The sequence below is a fragment of the Variovorax sp. CF313 genome, assembly GCF_000282635.1.
Classification (GTDB): Bacteria; Pseudomonadota; Gammaproteobacteria; order Burkholderiales; family Burkholderiaceae_C; genus Variovorax.
Genome location: NZ_AKIW01000089.1, coordinates 1 through 12,978, shown reverse-complemented (window position 1 = coordinate 12,978; position 12,978 = coordinate 1). Strand labels below are relative to the sequence as shown.

8 protein-coding genes and 1 tRNA gene are annotated in these 12,978 nt (G+C 67.2%); 6 read left to right on the top strand and 3 right to left on the bottom strand.

Annotated elements, in window-relative coordinates:
* The first annotated feature begins 76 nt into the window (after positions 1–76).
* From PMI12_RS21740 to PMI12_RS21715, 6 genes are all read left to right on the top strand, one after another.
* Positions 77–652: a ClpXP protease specificity-enhancing factor gene (locus tag PMI12_RS21740; RefSeq protein ID WP_042673981.1), complete on the top strand. Its 576-nt coding sequence runs from the start codon at positions 77–79 to the stop codon at positions 650–652.
* Between the two features lie 51 nt (positions 653–703).
* Positions 704–779, top strand: a tRNA-Thr gene (locus PMI12_RS21735).
* A 285-nt stretch (positions 780–1,064) separates the two neighbouring features.
* Positions 1,065–3,638: a type VI secretion system Vgr family protein gene (locus PMI12_RS21730; protein ID WP_042673983.1), complete on the top strand. Its 2,574-nt coding sequence runs from the start codon at positions 1,065–1,067 to the stop codon at positions 3,636–3,638.
* Positions 3,638–5,503, top strand: coding sequence for an esterase/lipase family protein (locus PMI12_RS21725; protein ID WP_007836765.1), 1,866 nt, complete (start codon positions 3,638–3,640; stop codon positions 5,501–5,503). Before PMI12_RS21730 ends, PMI12_RS21725 begins: the two co-directional genes overlap by 1 nt.
* A gap of 18 nt (positions 5,504–5,521) precedes the next feature.
* Positions 5,522–6,469, top strand: a complete 948-nt coding sequence (locus PMI12_RS21720; RefSeq protein ID WP_007836763.1) for a T6SS immunity protein Tli4 family protein — start codon at positions 5,522–5,524, stop codon at positions 6,467–6,469.
* Between the two features lie 205 nt (positions 6,470–6,674).
* The gene (locus tag PMI12_RS21715) at positions 6,675–7,178 is read left to right on the top strand and encodes a pentapeptide repeat-containing protein (RefSeq protein ID WP_007836762.1); all 504 of its coding nucleotides are present in this window, start codon (positions 6,675–6,677) and stop codon (positions 7,176–7,178) included.
* Positions 7,179–7,211: 33 nt separating this feature from the next.
* On the opposite strand, the gene PMI12_RS21710 is transcribed toward PMI12_RS21715, so the two are convergent.
* The 3 genes from PMI12_RS21710 to PMI12_RS21700 are packed head-to-tail and all read right to left on the bottom strand — an operon-like array spanning position 7,212 to position 12,918.
* On the bottom strand, positions 7,212–9,362 hold the full coding sequence (locus tag PMI12_RS21710) for an SWIM zinc finger family protein (protein ID WP_007836759.1): 2,151 nt from the start codon (positions 9,360–9,362) through the stop codon (positions 7,212–7,214).
* On the bottom strand, positions 9,359–10,483 hold the full coding sequence (locus tag PMI12_RS21705; RefSeq protein ID WP_007836757.1) for a VWA domain-containing protein: 1,125 nt from the start codon (positions 10,481–10,483) through the stop codon (positions 9,359–9,361). Before PMI12_RS21705 ends, PMI12_RS21710 begins: the two co-directional genes overlap by 4 nt.
* Positions 10,480–12,918, bottom strand: a complete 2,439-nt coding sequence (locus PMI12_RS21700; RefSeq protein ID WP_007836755.1) for a DUF5682 family protein — start codon at positions 12,916–12,918, stop codon at positions 10,480–10,482. The genes PMI12_RS21705 and PMI12_RS21700 overlap by 4 nt, the downstream gene beginning before the upstream one ends.
* Between the last annotated feature and the right edge of the window lie 60 nt (positions 12,919–12,978).

Sequence of the window (12,978 nt, the reverse complement as noted above, 5' to 3'; positions counted from 1 at the left end):
CCGGTTCCGCGGTGTTCCGCGAAGAGACAGTGGCCAATTCGAGGCCGCGATTTCGCGATTGCACGGTACCAATTTCATGATCAACGCGCTCGAGTCGTCCTCCACCCGCCCGTACCTCATCCGGGCGCTGTACGAATGGTGCACCGACAACGGGTTCACGCCCTATGTCGCGGTGCAGGTCGACGAGACCGTCCAGGTGCCGCGCGAGTACGTGAAGAACGGCGAGATCGTGCTCAACATCAGCTTCGACGCGACCAGCTCGCTCAAGCTCGGCAACGATTTCATCGAGTTCAAGGCCCGTTTTGCGGGCAGTGCGCGCGAAATCAGCGTGCCGGTGGGGCGCGTGATCGCGATCTACGCGCGCGAGAACGGGCAGGGCATGGCGTTTCCGGCGCCGGCGCCATCGCTCGGCACCGAGCAAGGCGATGTGCCGTCGTCCGCCGCATCGCCGTCGTCCCAGGGCCAGGCCCGCATGCCCTTGCGTGACGCCTCGCGCGGCACCGAAGGCGATGCCGGCAAGATCGTCCATCTGGTGACGGGCGAGGACGCCGACGAAGCCATCGACACCGGCTTGCCCGCCGATCCCGACGACGAGCCGCCGCGCCCGCCGGCCGGTGGCGGCGCCCGGCCGTCGCTCAAGCGCATCAAGTAGCAGCGGCCGGCCACCTCGGCTGGCGCCACTAGAATCACGCATTGGAATTTCGCCGCTTTAGCTCAATTGGTAGAGCACCCGCCTTGTAAGCGGAAGGTCGTCAGTTCGATTCCGACAAGCGGCACCAAATCAAAGCCCGGCATCCAAGGATGTCCGGGCTTTTTCTTTGTCCGCGGGCAAGGATCGAGGGCAGAAACCGTCCGCGTGCGATCGTTCACGCATTGCGTGTGCATTTCGTGCGAAGTGGTACTTTCGCCTGCTGTGCACGGATTCGTGGAACTCACACAATCCCCACAAAAATCGCTGCTCGATTGAGCAAGCCAATATTGCGGGGAGGATCCATGTCCATTTTCAATGGCGTTGCGTGTCAGCACGGTTGCGTCGCGTGCGCGTTCGCGCCTTCGGCGGCACCGTGAAACGCCGCGTCACCATCTCGACGCCGCTGGGCGATGCATTGCAGTTTCATCGCCTGGTCGGCCGTGAAGTCCTGAGCCAGGCCTACGCCTTCGATGTCGATCTGCTGGGTCACGGCAACACGATAGATGCCAAGGCCCTGCTGGGCGAGACGGCCACGGTGTCGGTGCAAACAGAAAGCGGCGGCACCCGCTACCTAGCTGGCATCGTCACGCGCTTCGGCCTGGCTCAAGAAGATGCGCGGCAGTCTTTCTACGCCATGAGGCTGCGCCCCTGGCTATGGCTGGCGACCCGGCGTTCGGACTTTCGCATCTTCCAGGACAAGACCGTTCCCGAGATCCTCATGGAAGCGCTCGGGCGCTATGGCTACCCCGTCGAACAGAAGCTTGCGCGCAGCTATCGGGCCTGGAACTATTGCGTGCAGCATGGCGAGAGCGACTTTGATTTCGTTTCGCGCCTGTGCGAGCACGAGGGCATCTATTACTTCTTCCGGCACGAAGCCGAGCGGCATGTGCTGGTCTTCGCCGACGACATCGCCAGCTCGCACAAACCGTTGCCTGGCGCCGAGATCGTGCGTTATCACCCCTTCGAACATGCCGGCATGACCGGAGGCACCGAGCCCAGCGAGCGCATCTACGCCTGGGAGAGCGCCGAGGATGTTCGCTCCGGCCGCCACTACACCAGTGACTTCGATTTTGAGAAGCCCAAAGCCGACCTGAAGAGCCAGCGGCAGGCACCACCCGGCCACGCCCACGACGAGTTCGAGGTCTACGAGTGGCCAGGACACTACGTCTTGAGTGGCGACGGGGACACCTACGCGCAGGTTCGCAACGAGGGGCAATTGAGTGCGCGCGCCCGTGCCTCGGGGCGCTCCAACCTGCGCGCTCTGGCACCGGGCTACACAATGAACCTGGCCGGCCATCCGCGCGAGGACCAGAACCGGCAATACCTTCTGCTCGCTGTCAGCTACCACCTGCAGGAGAACCTGCAGGCCAGCGAGGGTACAAGGGGTGCCGAGGGCTCCGTGCAGCGTTTCGCGTTCGACGTGCAGCCCACCGCCTTTGCCTGGCGCCCCCCGCGTACGACGGCAAAGCCGCGCACTCGCGGCCCACAGACCGCCGTCGTGGTCGGTCCCGCGGGCGAAGAAATATGGACCGACCAGTATGGCCGCATCAAAGTGCAGTTCCACTGGGACCGGCTCGGAAAGAATGACGAGCATTCCTCGTGCTGGCTGCGCGTGGGGCTGGGCCTGGCCGGTTCGACATTCGGCATGGCGGCGCTGCCGCGCATCGGCCAAGAGGTCATCGTGGACTTCCTCAACGGGGATCCGGATTTTCCGATGGTGGTGGGCCGCGTGCACAACGCCGACGAGATGCCGGCATGGGCGTTGCCCGACCAGAAGCACCTCACGGGTATTCGCAGCCGCGAACTCGGCGGCGGTGGACGTTCCAACCACCTGGTGCTCGACGACTTCGCCGGCAAGATCCAAAGCCAGCTCAAGAGCGATCACGACAGTTCCAGCCTGAGCCTGGGGCACATCGCGCGCATCGATGACACCGCCGGGCGCAAGGATCTGCGCGGCCAGGGTTTCGAACTGCGCACCGATGGCCGTGGCGCCGTGCGTGCGGCCAGTGGTCTGCTTCTGAGTACCGAGGCGCGATTCAATGCCCGGGCCCACACCACCGACATGGACGAGACCGTGGTGCGGCTCACCCAGGCGCGCGAGATCCACGAGGGCATGTCCCAGGCCGCGATCGAAGCCAAGGCGCTCGAACGTGGCGACCAGGATGAAGTGACGAAGGCCCTGAAGGATCAAAACGATGCGATCAAGGGTAAAGGCGGTAATCCAGGCCAGGGTGAGTTCCCCGAGTTCCAGCAACCGCATCTGACCCTGGCCAGCCCTGTGGGCATCCAGAACTCGGCACAGGGCTCCACCCACATCGCCAGCACCGAGCACAACGCGATCACCAGCGGCGGACACACCAGCGTCAGTGCGGCAAGAAGTTTCCTCGTGACCGCCAGGAACGCGGTGCGCATGTTCGCCTACAAGGCCGGTATGAAACTGGTGGCCGCGAATGCGGACATCGACATCACGGCCTTGAAGGACAGCATCAACGTGCTGGCCAAGATGAACATCAAGCAGGAAGCCAACCGGATCACGATCACGGCCGTGGAAGAGGTCGTTATCAATGGCGGCTCCAGCTACACCCGCTGGAATGCCTCGGGCATCGTGCACGGGACCAAGGGTATTTGGCGCGAGCACGCAGCCACCCACAGCCTCATGGGGCCGGACAGCCGCAGCCCGGAAAAGATGAACCGGGATGTGAAGGCGCCCTTCGATCAAGAACTGATCTTTCACCACCTTGACGACCACGACACGCCGGCGGCGAAACAGGTGTTCAAGCTCGTGCGCGATGGGCAGCCGGCACCGCCGCCCGAAGAACCATCTCACGATCTGCTGAAACCGAACAGGAAAAGCGGCGATATCACAAGCACCAACGGCACCACGCGTCTGCAACGCTCGGATGGCCCGGAAATCTACAAGGTGCGCTGGATGGGAAGGAAGAAATAATGGCCGTACAGGGGGAGGACGAGGATGCATGGCTGGACTTCAGCCTGGGCATTGGAGGATTTGCGGAAGTCGCAGTGGCAACAACACCCGCGGCGGACAAGAGAAAGGTGCATGTTCGCGTGCCGCCAGGCAAGCTTATTCCCATCGTCTTCCTGCCCGGCATCATGGGCAGCAACCTGCGCCTGTCCAAGGCCCGGCAGGCTCAGATCAGGCGTAAGAACAACATCTCATGGTGGCCCGACAACACGGGCGATGCGTTTGCGCGGCGCAATGCGAGCGCGGCGGACCGCCAGATGCGCCTGGACCCGGACGAAGTCGAGGTGGATCGCTACAAGGTGAGCGACCACGGCGGTGATCGTTTCGATGCCACCGGTGATGAAACCGTCAGCTCCGATCAGCGCCACGACAACGTGCCTGACAACCTGGGCAACGTCAGCAAGCTGCTTGTGAGCGATCCAAAGGCAGACCCGAGCCACCCCCTGGCCTCCAACCAGCAAAGCTTTACGGCTGCGCAGAAGGCGCGCGCAAGGGGCTGGAGCGAGGTGATGTTCGGCTCCTACGGCGAGATCCTCCAGTTGATGGAGAGACAACTCAACGACATGTTGCAAGGGAATGGAGACAAAGTGAAGGTTTCGGCCTTCTGGTCGAACAAGGACAGCCGCGAAGCACTGGTGGGGCGAGCGACGGCCAGCTTCGGTGGCCAGGGTGGAGAGCCGCTGACGCAGGACGACCTCAAGAAGATCGGCGATTGCTGGTATCCGGTGCATGCCTTTGGCTACAACTGGCTCAATAGCAACGGTGAGGAAGCCAAGACCCTGGCACCGAAGATCACCAAGCTCATCGAAACCTACAACGAGAACGGCTTCAACTGCCCAGGCGTGATCGTCGTCACCCACAGCATGGGCGGCATCCTGACCCGCGCCTTGATGCACCCGGACTACGGCAACATCAAGGACAAGATACTCGGAGTGGTGCATGGGGTGATGCCCACCACGGGCGCAGCGGCGGCGTACAAGCGCATGCGCGCGGGCTTCGAGGGCAGCAACAAGTCCTTTTGGCATGTCAGGACCAATGTGGTGGGAAGCATCACGCAGGGCGTGCTGGGCGACAACGGCCTGGAGGTGACGGCGGTGCTGGCCAATGCGCAAGGCGGCCTGGAACTGCTGCCCGCTGCCGCCTATGGCACGGAATGGCTTCAGGTGCAGGACGACAACGGTGCGTTCCTGAAGAAGCTGCCGCAGGGCGACGCGGTGAGCGAGATCTACACGCTGGACCAGGACAAGTGGTGGAGGTTGATCAATCCGGATTGGATCGATCCAGCGGAGCAGGCGAAGATGCCACCCAACGAGGGGGGTAAGCCCGAAGAGCGAATCGGCGTCAAAGCGACGATAGAGCGGATCAAGGAAGCCATGAGATTCGCCAACGCGATCCAGGACACCTTCCACGACCGCACCTACGCTCACTACGGCAGTGACCCAGGGCAGCCGGCCTGGAACGACTTCGTGTGGCGGGTGATCGAAGGCGATCCGGCTGCGGCGGGCGATCCCTTGACGTGGGTGCTGATCAAGGGGGAGCGCGGCGACGATGCCAAGGGCACGCTGCGCGTGCAAGGAAACAATGGCACGGTGCTCCGGCTCAGGCTCCAGCCGGCCATGTCGCCCGGCGACGGCACGGTGCCCGTGGAGCGCAGCGCCAACAAGGTGCGCGCGAAAGTCAAGTTCGTGCAGACCGGCTATGACCATCAGGGCAGCTACGGCCACGCGAATGCCAATGCGGCGACGCTGTACGGCATCGTGCGCATCGCGGCCGCCTACGATCCCGCATGGTGGGCCGCCAAGGAGTGGGATTACCCCGCGAAACAATGATGATGAAGGACCTCTGACATGAATCCGCGTATCGAGACATTGTTCGAGCACACCAAGCTGCTGTGCTTCGGGCGCTATGTGTTGACCGTCCCGGTCGATTCGCACCTGGCGTTCGGGCGTGACTTCCCCACCTTGCCCAACCAGGCCAAGGACATCGAGAAGGTGATGCAGGCCGATCGGGCGAAGATCCTGGCGGCAAACAACACGGCGGAAATCACCTACTTCGGCAAGGGGCCAGCTCCGAATACTTGGCTGATTCGCTCATTCAAGAGCGTGTCAGCTAAGGAACTCGAGTTGGAAGGCTTTCGCATATATCACGTAGTTGGCCCGCACATCTTCGTGAATGGGCGAGGGACGGACAATGGGGCGACCGCCGAATCGATTCTTCGCGATACGGTCGAGCTTGCCCAGAATCTGCGCGCACGCGAGCCCGATGAAGTCCCCACCGAACAAGGCCTGTGCCATCAGTACGGCTTTACGCAGCGTGATGGCGCGAAAGGGATGGTTCTCACGCAGGTCGGCCTGCACATGGACGCACTGCCCGATGTGGTGTTCAGCGTCAGCAGCAACCAGGCCCAGACCACCAAGGGCAGCGACGGCTACAGCCTGCTCAAGCTGATCGCGGATCGCAAACGCGAAGCCGGCAGCAGTTACCCCAAGCTCACCACCTTGCGCGAAGGCAAGAAGAAGGTCCACGGCTGGGACGGCGAGGAATCGTTGGCACGCATGCAGGGGGGCTGGCACGATTTCGAATGGCTGTTCATCGGGGAGTCCGGCAATGTGGCGCGCCCCGCGCGTCTGGACGTGATGATGTACACCAAGGTGGAGTCGGACCGCGTGGGGGCCGCCGCGGCCTCCTCGCTCAACGACGAGGAAGCCATTGCGCTGTGGGACAAGTTGCTCGACGGCCTCAAGTTCCGCGTGGCGGTGCCGGGCGCGCCGGCCGACGCGGTGGCGATCAAATAGGAAAGCATGCGATGAAAAATATGCCAACGGTGACCCTTGCCCGTCGACGTGCCTTGCAGACAATCGGGCTGGCGGTCGCGTTGCCCTTTTCTTGTTTGCCCTCAGCGCAGGCTGCGCGAGCCGTTACGCAGGAGCCCGCGAACAAGCTGTGGCGGCCCGTTGCGCCCTTGCGGGTAGCCCGGCATGCGGCGGACTGGGGCGAAGCATGAGCGCGCAAGAGATCATTCTTGCGCACGACCTTTGGCGAAAGGGGGCGGGCGGCGCCCCGGCCGGCCTTGCCGGGCAGACCGACGGCAATGCCTACGCCGGCCTGGACCTCGGGCTGGCGCAGTTCGCGGATTCCACTTTTACCGGCAGCAGCTTCACCGAAACGAAGTTCAATGAGGCGCAGTGGTCGGCTTGCCATTTCTCCAACTGCATCTTCAGCGCCTGCAGCTTCGACAGCATCACCATCATGGGGTGCACTTTCGTGAACTGCACCTTCGAAAAGGCCAGGTTCAGGCTGGGCAACATCAGCGGCAGCCGATTGACGGATTGCAAGTTGAACGAGGTCAACTTCGAGCAAGGCAGCTGGTCCGCACTCAAGATGCACGGATGCACAGGCAGGAGCGTCAGGGCACGCGGATTGCGTGGCGAACAGGTTGACTTCCTGGGCAGCAACTTCGAACAGCTTGAGTTCGAGGACACGGTACTCAACAGTACGATGTGAGAGCCTTTGCGGCGTATCTGTCCCTTGGGATTCTCATCCCGATTGCGCCACACCCTGCATCAGCAGACCCAGCATCGCCAGTTGCGCCACCAGCGCCGGCCGTTGCGCCGACCGCAGGTTCTCGAGCACGGCCTCCAGCAAGCCCGCACTCCGCCCCAGACCGGCCTGCTTCAGCCGCAGCACCTGCGCCTGCGCTCGCGACAGCGCGCCGCCGCCCTGATGGCGCAGGCCCTGGCGCAGCCACAGCGCCAGCAGTTCCAGCGTGTCGCCAGCCAGCGCGTTCAAGGCGGGCACGTCCTCGGCATCGCTGCGAAGGCCCAGCGGCTGTGGCGCCACTGCCTCGACCTGGAGCACCACGGCACGTTGCGCCGTCAGCAGGCTCAGCGGCTGCATCACCGCCCGATCGCCCTGCAGATGCACGGTGCCGGCCACGGCGCGCAGCGGGCCGTATTCGCCGGCAAGCGCGCGGGCCAGCGCATCGACCGCGCCGGGCGCGACCGCGCGATGCGGCAAAGCCAGATGCAGCCAGTCGCGTTCGTTGTTGTCGTCTTCGGCCGGGGCTTCGTCCGACCCTTCCGGTGCTGCCTGCTTCAGCCGCGCATGCAGCACCTGCGCCGCCGCATCCCAGTGGCACGACGCCGCCTCCATGCGTTCGAACGCCACCACATGCAGCTGGCCCGACGCACCCGCCGACGCGCCGCCCGCGGCCTGCCGCGGCCGCACGAAGTCGGGAGCTGCCTCGCGCAGATGCGCCACCAGCGCGGCCACGCTGTCCTGCCGCAGTGGTGCGACGAGGTCGTCCCACGACTTGGGCGACAGCGGCAGCACGCCCGTCTGCCGCGCGCCGGCCGTGAGGTCGACGAGTCCGTTGGCGCGCCGTGTCGCGGTCTTGGTGATGACCTGGCCGCTCGCCAGTTGCCGCAGCGGAAAGCCCGCGACGCGCCGGTTCATCAGGGCCTGCGCGGTGCCGCCCGCGGCGGCATCGGCCGCGCGCGACCACTGGCGCTCCAGCACGGTCACGTTCTGCGTGTCGGGGTCCGCGAACAAAACGCTCGCGCCCTCGGCGGCGTCGTCGGACCAGAGCTCGGCCCCGAGCGACACCAGCCGCAGGTGATCGAGCGCGACCTCGCCCTTGACGCCGATGCCGAGGATCCGGCTGGCCGGCAGCGCGGGTCGCGCCTGTGGCCGCGCGGCATGCGCCGCCGCCTGCAATCGCGCCCACAGCTCGGCCAGCATGCGCACCAGCCGCAGCGGCTCGAAGCGGCTGCTGCGCGCATGCTGGGCCTGCAGCAGTTGCCAGAGTTCGTCGAGCGCATCGTCCACCCAGCTCCAGGCCAGCGCGCGCGCCTGGTTGCGCACGGCCTCGAAGCGGGCCGCGAGCGCCATCAGCGGCTGGCTCGAACCGTCGAGCCAGAGCGACAGCAGCAGGGCATCGATCTGCGCTCGCAGCGCAACGGCGGCTTCGCCCTGCATCGCCGCCGGTTGCGGTGCCGGGTCCGAGGCGGTCGCGCCTGCCGAAGCGGGCGGCGACACCTCGAGCAGCACCTCCGCCGAACCGGGCGCCAGCGGCCCGGCCTGCCGGAATGCCCACACCGCGATCACCACGTGCGCACAGCCGCTGCCCTGCTTGCAATCGCAGCGCGCATGAACCAGCGAGCTGCGCGAGAAGAAGCGCACGCTGCACATCGGCAGCCGCGCCACCGGCGGCGCGCTCGCGCTGCGCCAGGCCTGCACGCCGACCACCGGACGCGCGGCGGCGAGCTTGTTCGCCTGTTCGAGCACGGAGGGTGCGAGGCTGGCGGCCAGTGCGGCATCGTCGAACTGCGCGGGGCTCCATGCGCCGTCCGGCTCGGCGGCTTCCTGCGCGTCTTCGGGCGCATCCGCCTGCGCCGACGCTGCCTGCGCCTGGTAGGCCAGCACCAGCATCACCCGATGCCGGCACATGCCGCTGGCGGGGCAGCTGCACTGCGCGTCGCGCAGCGTGCGTCCCGGCGGCAGGCTGGTGCGCACGCCGTCGTCGAACTGCGCCTGCACCACGCCGTCGGCGCCGGTCTCCAGCTTTGGCAGCAGGCCGGCCGCCACGTCCTTCTGCGCGCGCTTCACGAAGCCCGCGTTGGCCAGCGCCGTCAGCGCCTCGGGCGTCAGCTCCAGCAGGTCGGCCCGCCATGCCGTGGCGCCGCTCATCCCTGCACCTTCTCGGCCAGCCAGCCGGCCAGCTGGCCCGGCGTCATCGCGCCGATCTGCGCGCCTTCGCGCACCAGCCGCGCGGCCATCTCGCGGTCGTAGTTGGGTTCGGCCTTGGAGTCGAGCGCCGCCAGGCCCAGCACCTTCGCGCCGGACTCGACCAGCGCCTTCACGCGGCGCACCAGCTCGTGCTCGCTGCCGCCTTCGTAGAAGTCGCTCACCAGCACCACGATGCTCTTCGAGGGATTGGCGACGAGCGTCTGCGCATACGCCACCGCCTTCGCGATGTCGGTGCCGCCGCCGAGCTGCACCTTCATCAGCAGCTCGACCGGGTCGGACACGTCGGCGGTCAGGTCGACCACTGCCGTGTCGAAGGCCACGAGCCGCGTGCGCATGCCGGGCAACTGCCACAGGCAGGCGGCCATCACTGCGCTGTGGATCACCGAGTCGACCATCGAGCCGCTCTGGTCGATCAGCAGGATGATGTCCCACGGCTCGGCGTGCCGCTTCGTGCGGCTGATGAACACCGGCCGCTCCACGTAGAGCTTGCGGCGCTGCGGGTCGTAGCGGTGCAGGTTGGCGGCCAGCGTCTGCCTGAAGTCGAAGTTGCGCGCGACCTTCATGCGCGAGCGGCGGCGCCGGTCGCGGCTGCCGCTGAAGGCCTGGCGCACTTCGGTGGCGAGCTTTTCCATGATGCGGCGCACCACCTCGGCCACCAGCTTGCGCGCGGCCGCGAGCACCTCGGGGTTCATCAGGTGCTTGGTGTGCAGCACTGCGCGCAGCAGCGATTCGGAGGGCTCGATGCGTTCGAGCACCTCGAGGTTGGTCACCACCTCGTCGATGCCGTAGCGCTCGACCGCGTCCCGCTCCAGCCGCTCGATCACTTCCTTCGGAAAGAGCGTGTGGATGGTGTTGATCCAGTCCGGCGTGCTGAGTGCCGAGGGGCCCAGGCCCGCGCTGCGTTCGCCACGGCTCGCGCGGTCGCTGTCGCGGCCGTAGAGCCAGTCGAGCGCGGCATCGGCGGCCTGCGCCTCGGCGCTCAGGCCACCGCAGGCCGATTCGGCCGGGTCGCCCAGCAGCAGGCGCCAGCGCTGCAGCGGATCGGGAATGTCGAGGCTCATGGGCGGGGGGCTTCCTCTGTGTCTTCGAGCGCCACGCCCCAGGCCGCGAGGCGCGCAAGCACCGCGTCTTCCACGCGGCGGGCCTCGGCCAGCTGTTCGGGTGCAGCCTCTCCCGCACGATGAGCGGTGAGCGTGCGGCGCGAGAGGTGCGTGGCGTCGTGCAGCGCCAGCACCTGGTCGGCCAGCAGCCCGCGTTCCTGCGGCGGCAGCCAGGCGAAGGCGGCGCGCAGGCTGGGCATGGCGCGCACGAAGTCGGCGTTGTCCAGGACCTGCACGGTACGGTCCATGCCGGCGACGAAAGCGGGTTCGGACGCGAGCACTTCGCGCGCCAGCGCCAGCAGCCCGGTGAGCGCATCGCCGAGCACGGGGGCGGGGAGAGAGTGCAGCAGTTGCATCGCCTCGGCCACGCCGTGATCGTCGTGCGTTTGCGCGTTGGCGGCGCGTCCGGCCAGGCTCAGCGTGGCACCGAGCGCCGCGCCGCGGCTCACCGCAGCGGCGCTGGCGTCGGCGGCCTTGCGCTGCCACACGGCGAGCGCGCGGGCCGGCTCCACGTCGAGCAGCGACGGCGCGTGCGCGTTGTGCGCATGGTCCTGCGCGTGGGCCAGCACGTCGGCCACGATCCGCCGCAGCGCAAGATGGCCTTCGAGGTGGGCCTGCATGTCGGCCGGTGCGATGTCCGCGGGCGGCTCCAGCAGCCACAGCGCGCGGTCGACACCCGATTCGATCACCACGCGCAGCACGGGCGCATCGGCCATGCCCAGCATCTGGCCGTGCCGCAGCAGCGTGTGCAGCACCGACAGCGCGGGGCCGAGCGCCTCGAAGCGCGGCTCGTTGGCAACGGCGCCCTGCAGTTCGCGCAGCAGCGCATCGCTGAGCGCCGACAGCCCCGCCCATGCGGCCTGGTTGAGGCCGTCGGCGAGCGGGCCGATGCGGCCGTGGGCCTGGCGCAGATCGTCTTCGAGCCGGGCGCGCGCTGCGTCGTGCAGGCTCGCGCCCCAGGCGCCGGCCTCGATCATCGCGGCCTGCTGCTCGAGCGGTTCGCTCAGCGACCACAGCTCGGTGCGCTCGCCCGACATCGCGAGCTTCGGCCCTTGGGTGCGGCGCACGCCGGGCAGCCGCAGGATAGCCAGGCGGTGCAGCACGCGGCTTTTCGCGCGGTCGGCTTCGAGCAGCAGGTCGAGCTTGATCTGGCCGCGCAGCACGATGCCGTGCGCCGCGAGTTCGGCCCGCACCGCGGCCACCAGCGGCGGCTGCGGTGTGCCGGGCGCCAACTGTCCGACGGTGTCGCCGGCCAGCACGTCCATCGCCTGCACCAGCACGGGATCGGTGCCGGGGCGGATCGCGCCGCGGTAGGTCCAGGGCAGCGGCGCGTCGAGCGCGTCCTTCACGAGCGCACCGGCCAGTGCGTCGAGCCAGTCGGAGCGCAGCGGCTTCTCGTGGCCGCGCAAGCGCGCGAGGCCCTGCGCGCGCAGGTGCACGGCCATCAGGTCGGCGGTGGAGGCGGGGAGTTTCTTCTCGCGCAGGCGCTGCATCACGTGCTGCAGCGCGCGGTGCGCGGCGCCTTCGGGGCCGTGGTCCCAGACCCACTGGTAGTAGGCGGGGGAGGGCATGCCCGAGGCATAGCCTGCGAAGGCGTCGAGGCGCTTGAAGGTGTAGGGCACGAGGTAGGAGCCGAATCGCAGCGCGGTGTCGGCGTCGGGCGTGTCTTCTTCGTCGGTGGATTCGAGCGAAGGCTGCGGCGTGGCGGGCAGCTCTGAGGGCATGCCTTGCCACAGCCGCGCCAGTGCAGGCGCGTGATAGCCGCCGCACACCACCAGCGCCTGCGCGCGGCCCGGCTCGCCCGGCTGCGCCATCGCCCAGGCGATCCAGCGCGCCATCATGGCTTCGCGCGCCTGGTTGCCCTGCGAGCCGCGGTCTTCGCCGCGCAGGTGGTCGAAGTAGGTGGACAGGCGCTGCGCCAGCTCGGCCGCATCGCAGCCGTCCTCGAACAGGTGGTCCCACAGCGCATCACGGCCCTGCACCGAGAGCTTCTCCGTCAGCGCGCGCTCGTAGGCTTCGGCGCGTTCCTCGTGCTCGTGGTCGGCCACGTCGGCATAGCGGTTCTCCATGCGCGAGAAGGCGTCGTGCCAGGCCGGCAGGTCGATGAAGCGCACCGCGGCGCCGACTTGGCGCGCGACCTGCAGCGCCTGCCACTCGGGCGAGTGCTCGGCAAAGGGCGACCACGAACCGCGGTGCGTGTCGTCGCCCGAGAGATAGCTGTAGATCGCCACCGGCAGCCGGTGCGGCAGGTACAGCTCGTCGAGGCGTTCGTTGAAGTCGGCCGGGCCCTCGATCAGCACGTACGCGGGGCGCAGCGTGCGGATGCGCTCGGCCACCAGCCGCGCGCAGGCCGGGCTGTGGTGGCGCACGCCGACGATGTGAAGTGATTCGCTCATCCTCGTCACCGATGGTGTGCCAAGCGAAGCGAAGGCCCTTCGCGGAACACCGCGGAACCG